This window comes from Streptomyces sp. NBC_01320 (assembly GCF_035974375.1).
GTDB classification, from domain to species: Bacteria; Actinomycetota; Actinomycetes; order Streptomycetales; family Streptomycetaceae; genus Streptomyces; species Streptomyces yanii.
The window spans coordinates 5941975-5963769 of record NZ_CP108390.1; the positions used below are offsets into that span (position 1 = coordinate 5941975).

Genomic DNA, 21795 nt, shown 5'->3' on the forward strand with positions numbered 1-21795 from the left:
GACAGCAGGGGCCGCCCCTGTTCCTCGGCGCGGGGCGGCGCGGTCCACCGGGAGGTGGCGCGGATGACGGCGTCCACGGCGAGGCACGAGACCCGCGCATTGCTGCGCGCCCATCTGGCGGCCGCTTCCGGCTACCGGCATCTCACCCGGCACTGCCCGATCTGCCACCTGCTCCTGAGGCTCGCCATGGAGCCCGTGACGGCCTCTCGGCCCGTCCCGCCCCCCGAACCGCCCACGCCATCCGGCGGGGCCCCAGCGGCCGTTCAGGAGGTCGCGGCGCTCGCCGCCCCCATGACCGCCCCCATGACCGCCCCGATGGCCGCCCCCGAAGAACAGAACCGCACCGAGAGGGCCGAGGACGAAAGTCCTGCCGCCACGTGACCGAAGGCGAGGGCATCCGTCTCCCGGCAGTGGCAGGCTCGACCTTGGCAAGTCTCGGGCCATGTGACGGGTGTCACTGAATGAGTTTTGAGAAAGGGTGACTTTACACCCTTCCTACAACTGGCGAATTTAATATGTGCAATTGCACTCCCCGGATGACGCTTCCGCGGGGAGGCCCAGGGGCAGACCCTGGGCCCCGGGCAACCCCCCGGAGGACCCGCCCGTCGGGGTCGGATGCGCCCGCACAGCACTCCACGCGAAGCCGGAGCCCCGGCCGGCCGGCCGCCCCGCGGGCACAAAAAAGATCGCGCTGGACCCGGCGGAGTCCAGCGCGATCGAACGACGTACCCCGTATTGCACAGGTATGGCGCCCGTTGGGGCGGGCGCCCGTCGTGTGGAGCTATGGGTGGGCGAACGCGGGTTGGGGGACCCGGGCAGCCCGGTTGTGACGCGGTGACAGGGGTGTGTCAGGCCTCGCTGCGCTGCTGCGGAATACCCGCAAGCAGTGCGCGGACCTCTGCCTCGCGGTACCGGCGATGTCCACCGAGCGTGCGGATGGACGTGAGCTTGCCTGCCTTGGCCCAACGGGTGACCGTCTTCGGGTCCACGCGGAACATCGTGGCAACCTCAGCCGGGGTCAGCAGCGGCTCGGCGTCAGGGGTGCGAGCGGTCATGAGCGGCCTCCTCGGGAGAACCGAACCATCTCGGTTCTTTCCTCTAAATTCTGCACCTTGACCCGCGTTGCCCGAAATGGCGGACGCGGGCCGAGTCGGTTATAGGACGAACGGCTTGTCCTCGGCACTACAACTACACCATCCGTCCAGCCACGTCGGCCAAACCGATGGAATTGCCCTCCCAGGTGTTCATCAGCGACGGAAGCCGATGGACCATGCCATAGCGGACAGTCACACCACCGTGACGATCAGTCACAGAGCGATCAGGAGTCACCAGACCTCCCATAGCGTGCAATGCTGAGTAATCCGCCCTTACTTGGACGGATGGAGTCCTCCCCGGACTCCTTGTCCTATTTTGGCACGAGGAGTGGGGAAGGGCGCAAGGGCCCAGTTAGTGCTATCCGTCACCCTTGAGGCAAAGGCCCGGTTCGGGACGTAGGTCCCGGAGCCACGGGAGTGCGCTTCCGCCCCTTCGCTCCCACCATCCTCATGAGTCACACGGACGAGCCGCAGGGGCGACCGGCTCCCGGCCCCGCACCGCGTGACTCAGCTGGCGAACTGACGGTCCCTCACGGCCCGCCAGCGCTCCGCCAGCCGCCCGTACGCCGCACTCGCCCCTTCGGTGTCACCGGCCTGCAGCGCCGCGATGCCCTCGGCGACGTCCGCGGCCGACCGGTCCCCGGCGAGCTGCTCCGCCGACAGCGCATGCACCAGACCGCCGTAGTCGAGCTCGACCAGCGCGCGCGGATGGAACTCCTCCAGCCACCGGCCGACATCCACCAGGCCCTCGGTCAACGGCGCCTCGTCGACGGTCTCCCTGAGCGTCTTCAGCGATCTGGCCAGCCGGCGGCGCGCCTGCACCATCGGGGTGCGGTAGCGCAGCACCGGCGCTCCCCCGCCGTCGGCCGCCTCCGTGTGCTCCCGCTCCTCGTCGGAGAAGAGGACGAACCAGCGCACCGGTACCTGCCACACCGCGGTCCGGATCCACGGCCGGGCGTCCGGATTGCGCTCCGCCCACCGCTCGTGGTCGGCGAGCGCCTGCCCGCGCACCACCGGCGGCAGCACCGCGTCGAGCACGGGGGCCGGGAACATCTCCGCCAGCTCCTCCAGCGCCAGCCAGCCGCGCAGCCGGGTCCGCCACGGACAGACGCACACCACGCCGTCCACCTCGGCGACGAACGCGTCCCCGCTCTCGTGGACCGGCACCCCGACCGGCGGGGTGGCCGCCAAGTCGGCCAGCGAGCGGCGGAGTTCGTCCTGTGCCGTGGGGATGCGGTTGCGCCCCGCGTAGCGCGCCCAGTGGGCCCGCTCCGGCTCCGGGAAAGCGGCCAGCGGCTCGTACACCCGGAGGTAGGACGCGTAAGGAACGAGCACCGAAGACACCACCGACATGCCTCAGATCGTGTCACGCCCGTACTCCGCCAGAGGGTGATCCTTGGCACTGGAACAGATCTCCGTCCCCGTAGGACTTACGCTCGTGCCCAGTCGGACCGTCCGTGCCGGTCGGTCCGGGGCCCTCCCCACCTTCAGGGGGGTCTTCCGCCGCTTCGTACTTGGGAGTCACCACCGTGACCGATGTGACCGACGGCGTCCTGCACACCCTGTTCCACTCGGATCAGGGGGGACACGAGCAGGTCGTGCTCTGCCAGGACCGTGCCAGCGGCCTCAAGGCCGTCATCGCCATCCACTCCACCGCCCTGGGCCCGGCCCTCGGCGGCACCCGCTTCTATCCGTACGCCTCCGAGGAGGAGGCCGTCGCGGACGCGCTGAACCTGGCGCGCGGCATGTCGTACAAGAACGCCATGGCCGGTCTCGACCACGGCGGCGGCAAGGCCGTCATCATCGGCGACCCCGAGAAGATCAAGACCGAGGAACTGCTGCTGGCCTACGGCCGGGCTGTGGCCTCGCTCGGCGGGCGCTACGTGACCGCCTGCGACGTCGGCACGTACGTCGCCGACATGGACGTCATCGCCCGCGAGTGCCGGTGGACCACCGGCCGGTCCCCGGAGAACGGCGGCGCCGGCGACTCCTCCGTCCTCACCGCGTTCGGTGTCTTCCAGGGCATGCGGGCCTCGGCCCAGCACCTCTGGGGCGACCCGACGCTGCGTGGCCGAAAAGTGGCGGTCGCGGGCGTCGGCAAGGTCGGTCACCACCTCGTCGAACATCTGCTGTCGGACGGCGCCGAGGTCGTGGTCACGGACGTCCGGGAGGAATCGGTACGCCGGATCACCGATCTCCACCCCGAGGTCGCCGTCGCCGCGGACACCGCCGCGCTGATCCGTACCGAAGGTCTCGACATCTACGCCCCGTGCGCGCTCGGCGGTGCGCTGAACGACGAGACCGTCCCGGTGCTCACGGCCAAGGTGGTGTGCGGCGCGGCCAACAACCAGCTGGCGCACCCGGGCGTCGAGAAGGACCTCGCGGACCGTTCGATCCTGTACGCCCCCGACTACGTGGTGAACGCGGGCGGCGTCATCCAGGTCGCCGACGAGCTGCACGGCTTCGACTTCGACCGGTGCAAGGCGAAGGCGTCGAAAATCTTCGACACCACGCTGGCCATATTCGCACGTGCGAAGGAAGACGGCATTCCGCCGGCTGCGGCAGCCGACCGGATCGCCGAGCAGCGGATGGCCGACGCGCGGCGCGCCTGACCGCGCGTCGCCGACGGTCGCGGGGCCCTCACCGGGTGTCGCGGCCGTTCTTCGGACCACTGACCCGCCGACCGGCGAGACAAGACTCACGCCGGTCGGCGGGTCGCATGCCGAGAAGAGGTTAAAATCGCAGTTGACCAGCGAGGACGGGGCTTCTCGCTGGTCCTGTTCCGGGGCGTGTGATGCGGGCGGCGTACCGTATGGCCACGGAAGCAGGTACCGTTAAAGCCCTACGGGCACGGTCTCTCTGCCGAGAGTCCGTCCTGAAACATGAACGCGTGTCAAGACTCTGGGGCCGTCGAGCCCCGTCACCGAGGGGGTCGAGCCATGGGGCGCGGCCGGGCAAAGGCCAAGCAGACAAAGGTCGCCCGCCAGCTGAAGTACAGCAGCGGCGGGACTGACCTGTCGCGTCTGGCCAATGAGCTGGGCGCATCGCCTTCGAGTCAACCACCGAACGCAGAGCCGTTCGAGGACGACGACGAGGAAGATGACCCGTACGCACAGTACGCGGATCTGTACAACGATGACGACGATGAGGACGAGGACGACCAGTCCGGTCCGTCGTCACAGCGCCGCGGCGCTTGACCTCGCGCTGACACAGAACCCGGTCCGGGCCTGCCCGGACCGGGTTCTGTGTTGCGCTTTTCGGGGCCGATCAGCAGCTTGATCCTGCCCGGCGACCCAGGGCAGGACGGTCACCGGACGGTACCGGTGCGCCCTGCCCCCGCCGCGTGTCCCAGTGCCCCTCCCGGCAAGCTTTGCCGGTCACGGCACTAGCGCGCGTAGGCGCCGACCAGCTCGGCACCCGAGCCGTGCGTACCGCGGTCCGTGATCTCGCCGGCCACCCAGGCGTCGACCCCGCGGTCGGCCAGCGTCGTCAGCGCCGCGTCCACGGATTCCGCCGGGACGATCGCGATCATGCCGACGCCCATGTTGAGCGTCTTCTCCAGCTCCAGCTGCTCGACCTGACCGGTCTTGCCGACCAGGTCGAAGACCGCGCCGGGCGTCCACGTGGAGCGGTCGACGGTGGCGTGCAGGGCGTCCGGGATGACCCGGGCCAGGTTGTTGGCGAGACCGCCCCCGGTGACATGGCTGAAGCCGTGCACCTCGGTCGTACGGGTCAGCGCCAGGCAGTCCAGCGAGTAGATCCTGGTGGGCTCCAGGAGCTCCTCGCCGAGCGTGCGGCCGAACTCCTCGACGTCGCGGTCCAGCGCCCAGCCGGCCCGGTCGAAGAAGACATGGCGGACGAGCGAGTACCCGTTGGAGTGAAGACCGGACGACGCCATCGCGATGACCGCGTCACCCTTACGGATACGGTCCGGGCCGAGCAGCCGGTCGGCCTCGACCACGCCCGTGCCGGCGCCCGCGACATCGAAGTCGTCGGGACCGAGGAGGCCCGGGTGTTCGGCGGTCTCGCCGCCGATCAGGGCGCAGCCGGCCAGCACACAGCCTTCGGCGATGCCCTTCACGATGGACGCGACACGCTCGGGGTGCACCTTGCCGACGCAAATGTAGTCGGTCATGAAGAGCGGCTCGGCGCCGCAGACGACCAGGTCGTCGACGACCATGCCGACGAGGTCGTGGCCGATGGTGTCGTACACGCCCATCTTGCGGGCGAGGTCGACCTTCGTGCCGACGCCGTCGGTGGCGGAGGCGAGCAGCGGACGCTCGTAGCGCCCCAGGGCCGAGGCGTCGAAGAGGCCGGCGAATCCGCCGAGGCCGCCGAGGCCCGCGACCTCCGGGCGCTGCGTCTTCTTCACCCACTCCTTCATCAGCTCGACGGCGCGGTCGCCGGCCTCGATGTCGACGCCCGCTGCCGCGTAGGAAGCACCTGTTGTCTCAGACATTGCCTGGGATCTTTCGTGTGGAAATACGGGGCTGGTGGCAGGGCTGGTGCGCGTGGCCGGTCACGGACGACGCAGTGCGTCGGCCGCGGCGGTCGCCGCAGGGCCTGCCGCCAGCTCGGTCTCCAGCAGCTGCTTGCCGAGCAGCTCCGGGTCCGGGAGCTCCATCGGGTACTCACCGTCGAAGCAGGCGCGGCACAGGTTCGGCTTGGCGATCGTGGTCGCCTCGACCATCGCGTCGAGCGAGATGTACGCGAGCGAGTCGGCCCCCATCGACGTGGAGATCTCATCCACCGTCATGCCGTTGGCGATCAGCTCCGCGCGGGTCGCGAAGTCGATGCCGAAGAAGCAGGGCCACTTCACCGGCGGGGACGAGATCCGGATGTGGATCTCGGCAGCGCCGGCCTCGCGGAGCATCCGGACCAGTGCGCGCTGGGTGTTGCCGCGGACGATCGAGTCGTCGACGACCACCAGGCGCTTGCCCTTGATGACTTCCTTGAGCGGGTTCAGCTTGAGGCGGATGCCCAGCTGGCGAATGGTCTGGGAGGGCTGGATGAAGGTCCGGCCGACGTACGCGTTCTTGACCAGACCTGCGCCGAACGGGATTCCGCTGGCTTCCGCGTAGCCGATGGCGGCGGGCGTGCCGGACTCCGGAGTCGCTATGACCAGATCGGCCTCGACCGGGGCCTCGGCGGCCAGCCTGCGGCCCATCTCCACGCGGGAGAGGTAGACGTTGCGCCCGGCGATGTCGGTGTCGGGTCGGGCCAGATAGACGTACTCGAAGACACAGCCCTTGGGCTTCGCTTCCGCGAAGCGCGAGGTGCGCAGGCCGTTCTCGTCGATGGCGACGAGCTCGCCCGGCTCGATCTCACGGACGAAGCTGGCACCGCAGATGTCGAGGGCGGCGGACTCGGAGGCCACCACCCAGCCACGCTCCAGCCGGCCGAGGACCAGCGGGCGGATGCCCTGCGGGTCACGGGCTGCGTAGAGGGTGTGCTCATCCATGAAGACGAGCGAGAAGGCGCCCCTCACCTCGGGAAGCACCGCGGCGGCGGCCTCCTCGATGGTGAGCGGCTTACCGTCGTCGTCGGTCTGGCCGGCGAGCAGAGCGGTCACCAGATCGGTGTCGTTCGTCGCGGCGACCTGGGTGGCGCGGCCGTCCTTACGAGGAAGGTCGGCGACCATCTCGGCGAGCTGGGCCGTATTGACCAGATTGCCGTTGTGACCCAGGGCGATCGAGCCGTGCGCGGTCGCACGGAACGTCGGCTGCGCGTTCTCCCACACCGAGGCACCGGTGGTGGAGTAGCGGGCATGACCGACCGCGATATGGCCCTGGAGAGATCCCAGAGACGTTTCGTCGAAGACTTGCGAGACCAGTCCCATGTCCTTGAAGACCAGGATCTGGGACCCGTTGCTCACTGCGATGCCCGCGGACTCCTGTCCACGGTGCTGCAGGGCATACAGTCCGAAATAGGTGAGCTTGGCGACCTCTTCGCCCGGAGCCCAGACACCGAAGACGCCGCAAGCGTCCTGAGGGCCCTTTTCTCCGGGGAGCAGGTCGTGGTTGAGTCGTCCATCACCACGAGGCACACCACCGAGTGTAGGCGAGGTCGACCACTGGTCCGAATTGGGGACACCCCGCCGGAGCACCGGGGAAGAAGCCCGAAGCGCCGTTCCGGGGGCCATGTGCGCGGTCACGGGCAGTGACGGAATTCGGCTGGCGGCGGAGGTCGGAGGCGGGGCAGGATCCGCCACAGGACGGCTGACGCCCGGCCTACGGGCGGGTCACCGGCTAGTTCAAGCCAGGGGTTGTCCCCGGGGCGCCGGGCCCGGTGGTGGCGCTCGGTGAGTCCGCCGACGGGGCGCCCAGGGCGCTGGCCGAACGCTCGTTTCGTGGTGAGCCTCACACCGGGCGCGAGCCGCCGAGGCCGGTATGCGGCTTCTCCGCACCGCCGGTGTCACCGTCGGGTCCTCTGCGCGGGGCCGCGGGTGAGCCGCACACGGGATCCCGGGTGCGCGTCGCCCCGGCGTCCGGAGTGCGAGACCGGCGTTGACAGGCGCATGCCCCATTGGCAGGCTCCTGGCCCATGCAGCCCCTCGGTGACCGTTCGGTCACGCTCGTGGAGCGCCGCCACGTCGATCTGGGACGTGTCGCGAGCGCCATCTGTCGCTGCGCCTGATTTTCGCTGCACGCACCCCCGCACCGGATCGGCGGTAGCGCTGATTCCCGGCCGTGCGTCCACGCCCCTCGCTGCCGCCTCCTCCACCCGTACCCGGCATCGGCCTGCGCCTGACGCCTGACGGGCCCCAGCTCTCCCCCGCTTCGCCGCCATGTGCGGCCGAGCCCCGCCCTGGAGCAGCCATGACTTCTCACGAACCGGTTTATTCGAACAACAGTACGGACAAGGCGTCACTGACCCGGCGCGCCTTCGGGACCGTCGTGGGCGCGACCGCCGCCACCGCCGCCGTCGGTCTGTCCGCCGCCCCCGCTTCCGCCGCCCCCGCCGAGGACGCCCGCGAGCGCCCCTTCCGGGCCGCCCGCGGCAAGCACTCCCGGCGGCCCAACATCCTCTTCATCCTCGGCGACGACCTCGGCTGGGCCGACCTCTCCTCGTACGGCTCTCCACACATCCACACCCCGAACCTGGACCGGCTGGGCCGCGAGGGCGTGCGGTTCACGGACGCCTACTCCGGCTCGGCGACCTGCTCCCCCACCCGGTTCAGCCTCTACACCGGCCGCTATCCGGGCCGTACGAAGGGCGGACTCGCCGAGCCCATCGCGGACCGGTCGGTCGGACTCGAACCCACGCACCCGACGCTCGCCTCCCTGCTGCGCAGCGCGGGGTACGCCACCGCGCTGATCGGCAAGTGGCACTGCGGCCATCTGCCGGACTACAGCCCCACCAAATCCGGCTGGGACGAGTTCTTCGGGAACTTCGGCGGGGCGCTGGAGTACTACTCCAAGCTCGGCCTCGGCGGCGAGTACGACCTCTACGAGGGCGACGCCACATACAAGGACCTGCGCTACTACACCAGGATCCTGACCGAGCGGGCGAGCGAGTACGTAGAGCGCGACCACGACAAGCCGTGGCTGCTCAACCTGAACTTCACCACCCCGCACTGGCCGTGGATCGCGGAGGGCGACACGGCCGAGAGCGCCGAGATCGTCCGCAGGATCAAGGCCGGCGGGCTCGCGGGGCTGTTCCACGCGGACGGCGGCTCGGTCGAGAAGTACAAGCAGATGGTCGAGGACCTGGACCGCTCGGTCGGCGAGGTGCTGAAGGCGCTGAAGCGGTCCGGTCAGGAGGAGGACACCCTGGTCTTCTTCGCGAGCGACAACGGGGGCGAACGGTTCTCGTACCAGTGGCCGCTCTCCGGCAACAAGTCCTCGCTGCAGGAGGGCGGGATCCGGGTTCCGGCGGTGCTTCGCTGGCCGGCCAGGATCGCCCCGCGCCAGGTGAGCGGTCTGCCGGTGTTCTCGCCGGACTGGACGGCGACGCTGCTGGAGCTCGGCGGCGCGCGCCCGGACCGCGCGTATCCGCTGGACGGCATCAGCCTCGCCGGATATCTGCTGCGGGACGAGGAGCCCGCGGAACGGGATCTGTTCTGGCGGGTACGCGGGGAGCGGGCGCTGCGGCGCGGCGACTGGAAGTACTACCGGGGCAGGAGCGGCGTCGACCAGCTCTTCCAGCTCGCCCATGACCAGCGGGAACAGGCGAACCGGGCGGAGGCCGAGCCGGAGCTGCTGGCCGAACTGCGGGCGTCCTGGGAGAGAACGAACGCCGGTCTGCTGCCGTACCCGACGGGGGCCTGACTCACTTCCCGGGTGCGGATGCCGTCGCGCTGAAACCCTCGCCGTTCGCCGCGGTGAGGGTCAGCCTGCGGTGATCGATCCGGTACGTCGTCCTCCCGTCCAGGATCTCGAACAGCGCGCGTTCCACCTTCATCTGCGGATCCGGGCACATCATCTTGGTGCCGTTGATCCGGCCGAACGTGATGGCGGAGCCGGAGACCGTCGCGGCGCCGCGGATCTGGTTGCAGCCGGGGCTGCCTTGCACGGAGTCGTCCTTGCCGAAGCTCAGTCGCGCCTTCTTCTCCGCACCGGCAGGCAGCGATGAGGCGACCGAGCCGGAGATCAGGGTGGTGACCGTCCAGGTGGTGCCGATGAGCGGGGTCGCGGGCTCCGAGGTGAAGGCGATGGCGTCGCCCGTCGCCGTGGTCAAGGTGAGGGTCCTGTCCGTCACGGCGGCGGTGAGTGTGCCGCTGAAGGTGCGGGACATGGTCCTCTCGAACTGCCCGGTGTCCTTCCTGCAGCCCATCGCGGTCCACGCGACCCGGCCGACGGTGATCTCGTCGCCGTTCATCTTGACCGCGACGGAGAAGGAGTTGCAGCCGGAGTTCCCGCGGGCCCTGCCTTCGGGCGTGATCGTGACATGGGCGCCGTCCGGAGCGGCGGTCCTCCTGCCGCCGACCGTCACCGAGTCGGCCGTCCAGTAGACGTCGGTGACGGCCAGGTCGGTCGTTACGGAGCCACGGTCGTCGGACCCCGAGCCGGTACCGGCTCCGTGGCCCTGCTTCGTACCACAGCCGACAAGGGCAAGAAGGGCCAGGACGCCGGCGCTGACAGCCATACGTTGTCTCAGCATGGCCATCTGACGGTACGGAGGGCCGATCCGGTTCCCCTCAGCGCAGCAGCGGCAGCAGGTCGCCGAGATCGGCCCGCTCACCGCCGGCACTGACCTCTGCCGCGTCGAGCGCCGCCCGCCACCGCGTACGCCCGGTCGCGAGCCGGATCCAGGTCAGCGGATCGGTCTCGACGACGTTGGGCGGCGTACCGCGCGTGTGCTTCGGGCCCGGGACGCACTGGACGACGGCGAACGGGGGAACGCGCACCTCCACCGAGCCGCCGGGCGCCTTCTCCGCGAGGGCGTCGGCGAGCAGCCGCGTGCAGGCGGCGAGAGCCTGCCGGTCGTACGGGATGTCGAGCCCGGCAGCCGCGTTCAGGTCGTCCGTGTGCACGACGAGTTCGACGGTGCGGGTGACGAGGAAGTCACCCAGCCGCATCACACCGACCCGGGTCGGCAGCAGCCGGTCCTCGCCCACGCCCGGCACGACCGCATCGAACCGGTCGGCGACCTCCGCGTACAGCGCGTCGAGATCGGGACGGTCCGCGGCGAGCGCCCTGGTGTCGTCGGCGATCCGGCCGGCCCGCCCCGCGGTCGAGAACGGCCACTCCAGCAGGGAGACCCCGGGCTTCTCGCCGGGCGGCTCGGGCAGCTCCAGGTTCCGGCAGACGTTCGAGACCCCCATGGTCAGATGGGCGGCCAGCTCCCGCACCGTCCACTCCCCGAGCCGGGTCGGCAGGGCGAGCTGATCGGGCGTCAGTGTGCTGACCGCTGACCGGACATGGGCGAACTGCGCCTGTACGGCGGTGCGGGTCCGGGCGAGGTCGTAGCGGCGGGCGCGCTTCTGGGACGGCGGCATGGGAGCGAGCCTACGGGGTGTCCCCACGACGAAGCCCCCGCCCGGCGGACCGGGCGGGGGCTTGACGTCACGCGGTGGAACAGCGCGTCCGGCTCAGGCGAGCAGACCGGGGATCGTCGCCTCGTGGGCCGTGCGGAGCTCGCTCAGCGGGATGCTGAACTCGCCCTGGACCTCGATCTCCTCACCGTCCACGACACCGATCCGGGTGACGGGCAGACCCCGCGCCCCGCACATGTCGTTGAAGCGGAGCTCCTCGCTGCGCGGAATCGAGACGACCGCGCGGCCCGCAGACTCGGAGAAGAGGAACGTGAACGCGTCCAGACCGTCCGGCACGACCAGCCGGGCACCCTTCCCGCCGCGGAGGCAGGACTCGGTGACCGCCTGGATCAGACCGCCGTCGGAGAGGTCGTGCGCCGCGTCGACCATGCCGTCGCGGGACGCCGAGATCAGGATCTCGCCGAGCAGCTTCTCGCGGCCCAGGTCGACCTTGGGCGGCAGCCCGCCGAGGTGGTTGTGGACGACCTCGGACCAGGCCGAGCCGCCGAACTCCTCACGCGTGTCGCCGAGCAGGTAGAGGAGCTGGCCCTCTTCCTTGAAGGCGACCGGCGTACGCCGCGTCACATCGTCGATCACACCGAGCACGGCCACGACCGGCGTCGGGTGGATCGCCGTCTCACCGGTCTGGTTGTACAGCGACACATTGCCGCCGGTGACCGGGGTGCCGAGCTCCAGGCAGCCGTCCGCGAGACCGCGGGTGGCCTCGGCGAACTGCCACATGACGTCCGGGTCCTCGGGCGAACCGAAGTTCAGGCAGTCCGAGATGGCGAGCGGCTTGGCGCCGGAGGTGGCGACATTGCGGTACGCCTCCGCCAGCGCGAGCTGCGCACCCGTGTACGGGTCGAGCTTCGCGTACCGGCCGTTGCCGTCGGTCGCCATGGCCACGCCCAGGTTCGACTTCTCGTCGATCCGGACCATGCCGGCGTCCTCGGGCATCGCGAGCACGGTGTTGCCCTGCACGAACCGGTCGTACTGGTCCGTGATCCACGCCTTCGAGGCCTGGTTCGGGGAGGCGACCAGCTTCAGCACCTGCTCGCGCAGCTCCGCGGCGTTCGCCGGGCGGGCGAGCTTGTTCGCGTCGTCGGCCTGCAGCGCGTCCTGCCAGGACGGGCGGGCGAACGGGCGGTGGTACGTCGGGCCCTCGTGGGCGACGGACCGCGGCGGCACGTCGACGATCTGCTCGCCGTGCCAGAAGATCTCCAGCTGCGAGCCCTCGGTCACCTCACCGATGACGGTGGCGATGACGTCCCACTTCTCGCAGATCTCCAGGAAGCGGTCCACGTGCTGCGGCTCGACGATCGCGCACATGCGCTCCTGCGACTCGCTCATGAGGATTTCCTCGGGCGAGAGGGAGGAGTCGCGCAGCGGAACGGTGTCCAGCTCGACGCGCATACCGCCGGAACCGGCGGAGGCCAGCTCCGAGGTGGCACAGGAGAGACCCGCGCCGCCGAGGTCCTGGATGCCGGCGACGAGCTTCTCGCCGAAGATCTCCAGGGTGCACTCGATGAGGAGCTTCTCCTGGAAGGGGTCGCCGACCTGGACGGCCGGGCGCTTCGCCGGACCGGTCGACTCGAAGGTCTCCGAGGCCAGGACCGAGACGCCGCCGATGCCGTCGCCGCCGGTGCGGGCGCCGTACAGGATCACCTTGTTGCCGGGGCCGGAGGCCTGGGCCAGGTGGATGTCCTCGTGCTTCATCACGCCGATGCAGCCGGCGTTGACGAGCGGGTTGCCCTGGTAGCAGGCGTCGAAGACGACCTCGCCGCCGATGTTGGGCAGACCCAGGCAGTTGCCGTACCCGCCGATACCCGCGACGACACCCGGAAGGACCCGCTTGGTGTCGGGGTGGTCGGCCGCGCCGAACCGCAGCGGGTCGACGACCGCGACCGGACGGGCACCCATGGCGAGGATGTCGCGGACGATGCCGCCGACGCCGGTGGCCGCGCCCTGGTAGGGCTCGATGTACGAGGGGTGGTTGTGCGACTCGACCTTGAAGGTGACCGCGTAACCCTGACCGACGTCGACCACACCGGCGTTCTCGCCGATGCCGACGAGCATCGCGTCGTTGACGGGGACCTTCTCGCCGAACTGCTTGAGGTGGACCTTGCTGCTCTTGTACGAGCAGTGCTCGGACCACATCACGGAGTACATGGCGAGCTCGGCGCCGGTGGGACGGCGGCCCAGGATCTCGCGGATCCGGGCGTACTCGTCCTCCTTGAGGCCGAGCTCCTTCCAGGGCTGCTCGACATCCGGGGTCTCGGCCGCGTGCTTGACCGTATCCAGGCTCATGCGTTGACCAGCTTCTTGATGATCGAGGTGAAGAAACCGAGACCGTCGGTGCGACCGGTTCCGATCAGCGGCTCGACGGCGTGCTCCGGGTGCGGCATCAGACCGACGACATTGCCCGCGGCGTTGGTGATGCCGGCGATGTCGCGGAGCGAGCCGTTGGGGTTCACGTCCACGTAGCGGAAGGCGACGCGGCCCTCCGCCTCCAGCTCGTCGAGGACGCGCTCGTCGGCGACGTAACGCCCGTCCATGTTCTTGAGCGGTACGGAGATCTCCTGGCCGGCGGAGTAGTCCGAGGTCCAGGCGGTCTCCGCGTTCTCGACGCGGAGCTTCTGGTCGCGGCAGATGAAGTGCAGGTGGTTGTTCTGCAGCATCGCGCCGGGCAGCAGGTGCGCCTCGGTCAGGATCTGGAAGCCGTTGCAGATGCCGAGGACCGGCATCCCCGCCTTGGCCTGCTCGATGATGGTCTCCATGACCGGCGAGAACCGGGAGATGGCTCCGGCCCGCAGATAGTCGCCGTAGGAGAAGCCGCCCGCCAGGATGACCGCGTCGACCTGGTGCAGGTCCTTGTCGCGGTGCCACAGCGATACGGGTTCGGCGCCGGCGACCCGTACGGCCCTCAGGCTGTCCTGGTCATCGAGCGTGCCCGGAAAGGTGACGACTCCGATACGAGCAGTCACTTCGACTCCTCGGCCTTCTCCACCTTCACGGTGAAGTCCTCGATGACGGTGTTGGCGAGGAACGTCTCGGCCATCTCGTGAATGCGACCGAGGGCGGCATCATCGACCGGCCCCTCGACCTCCAGCTCGAAACGCTTTCCCTGACGTACGTCCGCGATTCCCTCGAAGCCGAGACGGGGCAGTGCACGCTGCACCGCCTGTCCCTGCGGGTCGAGGATCTCCGGCTTGAGCATGACGTCGACTACGACGCGTGCCACTGGCACTCCCGGTGGTGGTGTGGTGCGGCTGTTTCTCCGGGGGGCTCCCCAGACCCCCGCAGGTTCCCTCAGCTTACCTGGCCGGAAATTCTACGCGGGTAGATATCAAACAGGCTTGATCACATGGAGATATCGGCCGCGACAACAGGCGGGAAAAGTCCAGCGCAGAAAAATCCTCACGGCGCATACATTGAAGGTGGACACGCGGAGACAATTGGCTGGGCTTCACAATGCGGTGCCTGTCGCTGTACAAATGATTACCGGGGAAAGCAGGATTGCCCCTAAACAGTCGACACCGGTCGACCCGCATCCGCCTAGCAGCCGGAAGGCCGGTCATCAGCGCATGCCAGACGCGCCGATGCCGTAGGAAAGGACCGATATCCGTGGCTCAGCGCGTAGTGGTCACGCTCTCCGACGACATCGACGGGGGAGCAGCGGCGGAAACGGTCACCTTCGCCCTGGACGGGAAGTCGTACGAGATCGACCTCAATCCGTCCAATGCAAAGAAACTGCGCAAGGTCCTCGCGCCGTACATGGCGGCCGGCCGTAAGCAGACAAATGCCGGCAAGCGCGGCAAGACTCCCGTCTCGTACCGGCACACCTCACTGGCGCCCGACCCGGCGGCCGTGCGCGCCTGGGCCCGCTCGCACCGGATGGAGGTGCCGGCCCGCGGCCGGATCCCCAAGAAGGTCTACGAGGCGTTCCGCGACGCCAGTTGAACGACACCCCGCGCAGACCCTGTGGCGACACCCCGAGGCACCGACTTGCGCGACACCCCATCAGGTCGGCTAGAGTCTGGAGCACGCCGAGGGGCAAGGCCGAAAAGCCGGGCCTCACGCAGCGTGCGGGTGTAGTTCAGTAGCAGAACATCCCCCTTCCAGGGGGAAGGCGCAGTGTGCAATTCCTGTCACCCGCTCTGCATCGCTCTTCGCAACCACTCCGGTGGATCGGGTAGAGTGGTGTTCGCACCGCCCAGTGAAAGCTGAGCGGCAGCAATGCGGACGTGGCTCAGTTGGTAGAGCATCACCTTGCCAAGGTGAGGGTCGCGAGTTCGAATCTCGTCGTCCGCTCTTAATCGAAGGCCCTGGTCGATATCGACCAGGGCCTTCGTCGTATTCCGACACCCGTCATCCCGACCCGCATGACGTTTGTCATGGGCAGTGGTGACAGCTCGCACTGCTCGCCGCCGTGATCCGGCGGAAGTCTGAGGACATGACCAGCGATGAATGCGTGATCGAGGCGAACGGGCTGCGGCGCCGCTATGCCGGCGGCTTCGAGGCTGTGAGCGGGATCTCCTTCTCCGTGGCGCGCGGCGAGATCTTCGCGCTGCTCGGGACGAACGGCGCGGGCAAGACATCCACCGTCGAATTGCTGGAGGGACTGGCCCGGCCCGACAGCGGGGTCGTACGGGTGCTCGGCCACGACCCGTACCGCGAGCGCGCCGCCGTCCGCCCCCGGATCGGGGTGATGCTCCAGGAGGGCGGCTTCCCGTCCGATCTCACGGTCGCCGAGACCCTGCGGATGTGGGCGGGATGCACCAGCGCACCGCGGCCCACCGGTGAGGCGCTGGGGCTCGTCGGCCTCACCGGCCGCGCGCACGTACGGGTCAAGCAACTCTCCGGCGGCGAGAAGCGACGCCTCGACCTGGCGCTGGCGCTGCTCGGCAGGCCGGACGTGCTGTTCCTGGACGAGCCGACCACCGGACTCGATGCCGAGGGGCGGCGGGACACCTGGGAGCTGGTGCGGACACTGCGGGACGGCGGCACGACGGTCCTTCTCACCACGCACTACCTGGAAGAGGCGGAATCGCTCGCAGACCGGCTGGCGATCATGCACCGGGGCCGGATCGTGTCGGCGGGGACCCCCGCCGAGGTGACCGCGTCCCGTCCGGCCCGGATCCGGTTCGAGCTGCCTCCAGGGGTCGGTGCGGGGCGGCTGCCGCTGGGGCTGCGGGCCGCGGCCGACGGGAGGCGGATCGAGATCCGCACCCACCGACTGCAGGACTCGCTGGGCGAACTGCTCGGCTGGGCACGGGAGTCCGACGTGGAACTCCTGCGGCTCGACGCCCGTTCGGCCTCGCTCGAAGAGGCGTTTCTCGATATCGCGCGGACGGCGCAGGAAGCGGTGGTGACGGCATGACCGGCACGACGGTCCGGGGACGGCTGAGCGCTCTCGGGCGGGCCGAGCTGACGCTGCTGCTGCGGAACAGGTCGGCGGTCTTCGTCGCGCTACTCGTCCCGGTGGTGATGGTCGTGGCGATGAAGTCGTCGCTCGAATCGGTCGACCTCGCCGGGACCGGGGTGACCGTGGCCGGAGCGGCACTGAGCGGGGGCGTCGGCATGGTGCTGATCCAGGTCGTCTACATGAACCTGGTCGCCGCCTATGTCGCGCGGCGCGAGGATCTGGTGCTGAAGCGGCTGCGTACCGGAGAGGTGCCCGACCGGGAGATCCTCACCGGGACAGCGATGCCGTCCGTGGCGCTGGCGCTCGCCCAGACCGTGCTGATGATCTCGGTCGGCGCGGCCGCGTTCGGGCTCGGCGGGCCGCGGCGGCCCGAGCTGCTCGCAGCCGGGCTGCTGGCGGGTGTGGTGATGCTGACCGCGCTGGCGGCTGCGACGTCCGCGGTGACCCGCACCGTACAGACCGCGCAGCTCACCAGCCTGCCGCTGTTCCTCGTCTCGATGGTGGGCTCCGGGCTCTTCGTGCCCCTGGACGTGCTGCCGGACGGGCCGGCAGCGGTGTGCGAACTGCTGCCGATGACCGGTGTGATGACCCTCGTACGGACCGGCTGGCTCGGCGGCGAGGGCGCCGGCCTGCTCGGGGCGGGGCTGAACGCGCTGGTCTGGACGGCGGTCGCAGTGTTTGCTGTGCAGCGGTGGTTCCGTTGGGAACCGCGGCGCTGAGGGGGGGGTAGTGCTGTGTGGGTGCGGATGCGGGGCTGGCGTGGCCGCAGCGGGCTCGACAAGGTCGACCTGTACACGCGCGGGACGCTGTACGCCCTGGTGTGGCTGGGGGTCGCCGTGCAGTCGGCCCTGTCGCTGACCCGCCCGGTCCGCGCGTCCGCCGCGCCCTGGCTGATCGTCGCCGTCTGTCTGCTCGCGGTGGCTCAGGGCGTGCATGCCACCCGGATGACGTCCCCGTCGCTCGACGCGTACCTGGGCCGGGCGGTCGCCTGCGGCGGGCAACTGCTCCGCGGGGGCGCGCTGATGGCCGTGAACCTGGCGACCACGGTGTGGCTGGCCGAGAATGCCGGGCCGGGCGGGTTCCCCGATCTGTGGATGGCGCTCGGAGGGGCTGTCCTGCCGTTCGGCATGTGGTTCAGCCTGAGTGTGCGACGGCGGACCGTGGTCCTGGCGCACGCTGGCCTGCTGGCGGCGCTCTGCGGGGTCTGCGCGCTTGTCGGAGGCCGTGAGCGGGTCTTCGACGTTCTGGTGTCGGTCGGCTTCTGGGGCGGCTGGACCGTGCTGACCTCGCGCTGCTCCGCCTGGATGCTGGATGTGATGTGGAAGCTCCGGGAGGCCCGGGACGTGCAGGCGCGGCTGGCGGTTGCCGAGGAGCGGCTGCGGTTCGGCCGGGACATGCATGACGTGTTGGGCCGCAATCTCGCCGTGATCGCGCTGAAGAGCGAGCTGGCGGTGGAGCTGGCGCAGCGCGGCAAGCCGCAGGCTGTGAACGAGATGGTGGAGGTGCAGCGGATCGCCCGCGCCTCCCAGCAGGAGATCCGCGATGTCGTGCGGGGCTACCGGGAGGCAGATCTGCAGACGGAACTCACCGGGGCGCAGAGCGTGTTGCGGGCGGCGGGAATCGAGTGCGGCGTCGAGGGGGACGCCGGTACGGGCCTGCCCGCACCCGTGCAGTCGGCACTCGGCTGGGTCGTGCGGGAGGCGGCAACCAATGTGCTGCGGCACGGCGATCCGCGGCGCTGCACGATCCGGCTCGGGGCGACTGCGGACTCGGTGGTGCTGGACATGGAGAACGACGGGGCGGGCGCGGCGGTGCCGATGGCCGGTGCGGGTGGTTCCGGGCTGGCCGGGCTGCGGGAGCGACTGGGCACGCTGGACGGTTCGCTGGACGCGGGCCCGGCGGGGAACGGGCTCTTCCGGCTGACGGCGACCATCCCGGTACCGCAGCCGCGCACAGCCCCCTTGCAGGAGGAACGATGACGACCGCGCAGACCGTACGGGTGCTGCTCGCCGACGACGAGCATCTGATCCGGGGCGCGCTGGCCGCGCTGCTCGCGCTGGAGGACGACCTCGTCGTGGTCGCCGAGGCGGCGACCGGTCCGGAGGCGCTCGCCATGGCGCGCGCCCACCGCCCCGATGTCGCGGTCCTCGACCTGGAGATGCCGGGTTCGGACGGTGTGAGTGTGGCCACATCGCTACGTGCTGAACTGCCCGGCTGCCGGACCATGATCGTGACGAGTCATGGCCGCCCCGGACATCTGAAACGGGCGCTCGCGGCGGGCGTGCGGGCGTTCGTCCCGAAGACGGTCAGCGCCCGGCAGCTGGCCGGCATCATCCGTACCGTCCACGCCGGACACCGTTATGTGGACCCGGAGTTGGCGGCCGACGCGATCTCCGCAGGGGACTCGCCGCTGACGGCGCGCGAGGCCGAGGTGCTGGAACTGGCGGCGGACGGGGCGCCGGTCGCGGAGATCGCGGAGCGGGCGTCGCTGTCGCAGGGAACCGTACGGAATTACCTCTCCGCGGCCGCTTCGAAGCTCGGTGCGGAGAACCGTCATGCGGCGGTGCGTCTCGCGCGGGAGCGCGGATGGGTATAGTAGGCATCGCGCTTCGGCGCATGCGAACGTAGCTCAGCTGGTAGAGCGCAACCTTGCCAAGGTTGAGGTCGCGAGTTCGAACCTCGTCGTTCGCTCCACACAAGAAGGCCCCGGTCCTGCGACCGGGGCCTTCTTCATGTCCTACTGCCAGGTGGTGCCGGTGAGGAGTTCGTACGCCTCCAGGTACTTCGCCCGGGTCGCGTCGACGATCTCCTGCGGCAGCGCCGGGGGTGGCTGCTCGCTCTTCCGGTCCCAGCCGGAGGCCGGGGAGGTCAGCCAGTCGCGCACGAACTGCTTGTCGTACGAGGGCTGAGCCTTGCCCGGCTCCCAGGCAGCGGCCGGCCAGAAGCGGGACGAGTCCGGGGTCAACACCTCGTCCGCGATGATCAGGTCCTCACCGTCGAAGCCGAACTCGAACTTGGTGTCCGCGAGGATGATGCCGCGCTCGCGGGCGATGTCGCGGGCCCGGGCGTAGACGTCGAGGGTGGTGCTGCGCAGCAGGGCCGCGGTCTCCGCACCGACCTCGCGCGCCACTTCCTCGTACGACACGTTCTCGTCGTGGTCACCGACGGCCGCCTTGGTGGCGGGGGTGAAGATCGGTGCAGGGAGTTCGGATCCGTCGACGAGCCCCTCGGGGAGGGCGAGTCCGCAGACCGTACGGGACTCGTTGTACTCGACGAGGCCCGAGCCGGTGAGATAGCCGCGGGCGACGCACTCGACGGGGACCATCCGCAGCGACTTGCAGATCAGCGTCCGTCCGGCCCAGTCTGCGGGGGCTCCGGCGGGGAGCTCCGTGGACAGGACGTGGTTCGGGACGAGATCGGACAGCTGGTCGAACCACCACAGCGAGAGCTGGGTGAGGACGCGGCCCTTGTCGGGGATCTCGGTGGGCAGGACCCAGTCGTACGCGGACATACGGTCGCTGGCGACCATCACGAGGTCGCCCGCCTCGTTCCGGTACAGGTCGCGCACCTTGCCGGTGTGGAGGTGGGTGAGTCCGGGGACCACCACCGGCTCGGGCTTTTCTACAAATCCGGACACGCTGCCTCCGCGTAGGTTGTTCCAGGAGTCGTTCCGATTCTCCCGTATCCGGTGGGATGGGGTGGCGCGGGGGGTTGAGAACCACCCGCAGGTGACTCCGGACAGCCCTTCTCAGCCGCGCTTGCAGATGCGGTCGAGGAGATTGGCAGTGGCGCGCTGGATGCGGGTGTCCACGTGGCCGGGGCGGTCCAGGGCCGGGGACCAGGCGAAGGTGCCGGAGGCGAAGACGAGGGCGCCGGACGGGGCGCGGTAGAGGGACGTCTCCTGGTGGCGCGTCGCGCCTTCGCCGTCCCGGTACGGGGAGTGGGCGAGCAGAATGCGGTTGTCGTGCTCCGGGAGGGCGGTGCGCGGGAAGTAGCGGTCGGCCTCGCCCGCTACCAGTCCGTCGATCTCGTCGCCCTCGCCCGCCCCGGTCGCGTCCCAGAGCCAGTGCTCCGCGTTCCGCACGACCAGAGGGTGGGGGTCCGGGACCCGGCCCGCGTACTGGATGCCGAGGACTTGCTGCTCGGCCCGGTCGACCTCGCGCCAGAGCGCGGGCCTGCCCGGGCCGCGGCGTTTGCGGCAGGTGAGCAGGCGGTCCGGGACACCGGACGGTGACGGGGAGAGGCTGACCTGCCAGTACATGGAATTGGCGGAGAGGAAGACGAGCGAGGTGCCGCCGTCGCGCGCCGCTTCCACGGTGCGGCGCATCGGGACCGACCAGTACTCGTCGTGGCCCGGGAAGACCAGGCCCCGGTAGCGGCCGACGTCGATCCGGCCGGCGTGCAGATCGCGGGTGTCGGCGTACGCGATGTCGTAGCCGTACCGCTCGGCCCAGCGGATGAAGTCGTAGGCATGACCGACATGGAGGGGCAGGCCCGCGCCCGCGTACGGACGGTCGAAGGAGACGGTGACCGCCGCGTCCTCCTCGCCGAGCAGCCGGCCCTGTTCGTCCCACGCGTGGTAGAGGCTGGCGCCGGTGCGGCCGTCCTCGGGGTAGAGGTTGTACGCCTGCCAGGTGATGTCCGGCAGGACGAGCAGCAGGTCGGCCGGGTGGTCGTCGCGGACCGTGAACGGGATGTGGGAGCGGTAGCCGTCGACCGTGGTGAGCACGGCGACGTAGGCGCCGATCGACCAGTAGGCGGGAATCTGCAGCCGCCAGGACTGCCACCAGTGGTGGCAGGAGACCGTGCGGTCGGCGGTGAGCGGGGCGGGCTGGACGATGCCGGAGAGCCGCGGGCTTGTGGTGATCTTGGCGGCGCCGTCGCCCCCGTAGTGACCGATGCGGTAGATGTCGACGGTGAACTGCTGCGGCGGGTCCACGGTGACGTGGAAGTCGATCGCCTCACCGGGGGCCGCGGCGCCCGTCGAGATGAAGCCCTTGATCTGATGGTGGACGTCGTCGGCGGTACGGGTGCCTCCGCCGGTGGAACCGCGGGCCAGGGTGGGATCGGCGTACCAGGGGACGACCTGGCCGGTGTCGTCGAAGTAGTTCTCGCTGCCGCGGAGCCAGGGCAGGGGGCCCTGGCCGAACGGGTCGGAGACGGCATGCGCGAGGGCACCCGATTCCCATCGGCGAATCCGCTCCGCCCCCATGGCGCCTCCCTCCCTCAAGTCCCCCAGGACAACAGTGGTGCGTCGACTGTCAGCGTCGATCCCCAGCACATCACATAACGCATGCACT

The 21795-nt window shown here is 69.8% G+C and carries 21 protein-coding genes and 3 tRNA genes; 13 read left to right on the plus strand and 11 right to left on the minus strand.

Going from position 1 to position 21795, the window contains the following annotated elements; all coding sequences use genetic code 11:
• Positions 1–63 precede the first annotated feature (63 nt).
• Positions 64–381, plus strand: a complete 318-nt coding sequence (locus OG395_RS27015; protein ID WP_327245244.1) for a DUF6274 family protein — start codon at positions 64–66, stop codon at positions 379–381.
• Positions 382–848: 467 nt separating this feature from the next.
• Here OG395_RS27015 and bldC read toward each other — a convergent pair whose 3' ends face one another.
• Both bldC and OG395_RS27025 read right to left on the minus strand, forming a co-directional pair.
• Positions 849–1055 carry a developmental transcriptional regulator BldC gene (gene bldC / locus OG395_RS27020; protein WP_003949541.1) on the minus strand — a complete coding sequence of 69 codons (207 nt, stop codon included), beginning with the start codon at positions 1053–1055 and terminating at the stop codon, positions 849–851.
• Between the two features lie 546 nt (positions 1056–1601).
• Positions 1602–2447 (minus strand): hypothetical protein, encoded by an 846-nt coding sequence (locus OG395_RS27025; protein WP_327245245.1) that lies wholly within the window; start codon positions 2445–2447, stop codon positions 1602–1604.
• Between the two features lie 176 nt (positions 2448–2623).
• Here OG395_RS27025 and OG395_RS27030 point away from each other — a divergent pair, with 176 nt between their 5' ends.
• Positions 2624–3706: a Leu/Phe/Val dehydrogenase gene (locus OG395_RS27030; RefSeq protein ID WP_327245246.1), complete on the plus strand. Its 1083-nt coding sequence runs from the start codon at positions 2624–2626 to the stop codon at positions 3704–3706.
• A 327-nt stretch (positions 3707–4033) separates the two neighbouring features.
• Entirely contained in the window at positions 4034–4291 is a 258-nt protein-coding gene (locus tag OG395_RS27035) for a DUF3073 domain-containing protein (protein ID WP_030979949.1), read from the plus strand.
• Between the two features lie 188 nt (positions 4292–4479).
• On the opposite strand, the gene purM is transcribed toward OG395_RS27035, so the two are convergent.
• Both purM and purF read right to left on the minus strand, forming a co-directional pair.
• A complete protein-coding gene (gene purM, locus OG395_RS27040; protein ID WP_327245247.1) occupies positions 4480–5553 on the minus strand; it encodes a phosphoribosylformylglycinamidine cyclo-ligase in 1074 nt (357 codons plus the stop codon).
• A 60-nt stretch (positions 5554–5613) separates the two neighbouring features.
• The gene (gene purF / locus OG395_RS27045; RefSeq protein ID WP_266983421.1) at positions 5614–7140 is read right to left on the minus strand and encodes an amidophosphoribosyltransferase; all 1527 of its coding nucleotides are present in this window, start codon (positions 7138–7140) and stop codon (positions 5614–5616) included.
• Positions 7141–7637: 497 nt separating this feature from the next.
• Between purF and OG395_RS58455 the strand changes: the two genes are divergently transcribed.
• Positions 7638–7730, plus strand: coding sequence for a putative leader peptide (locus OG395_RS58455; protein ID WP_352303411.1), 93 nt, complete (start codon positions 7638–7640; stop codon positions 7728–7730).
• Positions 7731–7912: 182 nt separating this feature from the next.
• On the plus strand, positions 7913–9364 hold the full coding sequence (locus OG395_RS27050; RefSeq protein WP_327245248.1) for a sulfatase family protein: 1452 nt from the start codon (positions 7913–7915) through the stop codon (positions 9362–9364).
• 1 nt (position 9365) lies between these two features.
• Here the strand turns inward: OG395_RS27050 and OG395_RS27055 are convergent, their stop codons facing one another.
• From OG395_RS27055 to purS, 5 genes are all read right to left on the minus strand, one after another.
• Positions 9366–10181: an META domain-containing protein gene (locus OG395_RS27055; protein WP_327245249.1), complete on the minus strand. Its 816-nt coding sequence runs from the start codon at positions 10179–10181 to the stop codon at positions 9366–9368.
• A 52-nt stretch (positions 10182–10233) separates the two neighbouring features.
• Positions 10234–11034, minus strand: coding sequence for a maleylpyruvate isomerase family mycothiol-dependent enzyme (locus OG395_RS27060; protein WP_327245250.1), 801 nt, complete (start codon positions 11032–11034; stop codon positions 10234–10236).
• Between the two features lie 93 nt (positions 11035–11127).
• A complete protein-coding gene (gene purL / locus OG395_RS27065) occupies positions 11128–13377 on the minus strand; it encodes a phosphoribosylformylglycinamidine synthase subunit PurL (protein ID WP_327245251.1) in 2250 nt (749 codons plus the stop codon).
• The gene (gene purQ / locus OG395_RS27070) at positions 13374–14054 is read right to left on the minus strand and encodes a phosphoribosylformylglycinamidine synthase subunit PurQ (RefSeq protein WP_266983425.1); all 681 of its coding nucleotides are present in this window, start codon (positions 14052–14054) and stop codon (positions 13374–13376) included. The genes purL and purQ overlap by 4 nt, the downstream gene beginning before the upstream one ends.
• Complete coding sequence (gene purS / locus OG395_RS27075; protein WP_037695153.1) at positions 14051–14311, minus strand: phosphoribosylformylglycinamidine synthase subunit PurS; 261 nt, start codon at positions 14309–14311, stop codon at positions 14051–14053. Before purS ends, purQ begins: the two co-directional genes overlap by 4 nt.
• Before the next feature lie 383 nt (positions 14312–14694).
• Here purS and OG395_RS27080 point away from each other — a divergent pair, with 383 nt between their 5' ends.
• The 8 genes from OG395_RS27080 to OG395_RS27115 all read left to right on the plus strand — a co-directional run bounded on the left by OG395_RS27080 (position 14695) and on the right by OG395_RS27115 (position 19189).
• A complete protein-coding gene (locus tag OG395_RS27080; RefSeq protein WP_327245252.1) occupies positions 14695–15030 on the plus strand; it encodes a histone-like nucleoid-structuring protein Lsr2 in 336 nt (111 codons plus the stop codon).
• A 125-nt stretch (positions 15031–15155) separates the two neighbouring features.
• Positions 15156–15227: transfer RNA gene (locus OG395_RS27085), tRNA-Gly, on the plus strand.
• A gap of 81 nt (positions 15228–15308) precedes the next feature.
• Positions 15309–15381: transfer RNA gene (locus OG395_RS27090), tRNA-Gly, on the plus strand.
• Positions 15382–15523: 142 nt separating this feature from the next.
• Entirely contained in the window at positions 15524–16450 is a 927-nt protein-coding gene (locus tag OG395_RS27095) for an ABC transporter ATP-binding protein (RefSeq protein ID WP_327245253.1), read from the plus strand.
• Positions 16447–17214 carry an ABC transporter permease gene (locus OG395_RS27100; RefSeq protein WP_327245254.1) on the plus strand — a complete coding sequence of 256 codons (768 nt, stop codon included), beginning with the start codon at positions 16447–16449 and terminating at the stop codon, positions 17212–17214. The genes OG395_RS27095 and OG395_RS27100 overlap by 4 nt, the downstream gene beginning before the upstream one ends.
• Positions 17215–17241: 27 nt before the next feature.
• Positions 17242–18474 carry a sensor histidine kinase gene (locus tag OG395_RS27105; RefSeq protein WP_327245255.1) on the plus strand — a complete coding sequence of 411 codons (1233 nt, stop codon included), beginning with the start codon at positions 17242–17244 and terminating at the stop codon, positions 18472–18474.
• Complete coding sequence (locus OG395_RS27110) at positions 18471–19091, plus strand: response regulator transcription factor (RefSeq protein ID WP_327245256.1); 621 nt, start codon at positions 18471–18473, stop codon at positions 19089–19091. The genes OG395_RS27105 and OG395_RS27110 overlap by 4 nt, the downstream gene beginning before the upstream one ends.
• Positions 19092–19113: 22 nt before the next feature.
• Positions 19114–19189, plus strand: a tRNA-Gly gene (locus tag OG395_RS27115).
• A gap of 43 nt (positions 19190–19232) precedes the next feature.
• Here the strand turns inward: OG395_RS27115 and OG395_RS27120 are convergent.
• A complete protein-coding gene (locus OG395_RS27120; protein WP_327245257.1) occupies positions 19233–20132 on the minus strand; it encodes a phosphoribosylaminoimidazolesuccinocarboxamide synthase in 900 nt (299 codons plus the stop codon).
• Positions 20133–20243: 111 nt separating this feature from the next.
• On the minus strand, positions 20244–21707 hold the full coding sequence (locus OG395_RS27125; protein WP_327245258.1) for a N,N-dimethylformamidase beta subunit family domain-containing protein: 1464 nt from the start codon (positions 21705–21707) through the stop codon (positions 20244–20246).
• Positions 21708–21795: the final 88 nt, after the last annotated feature.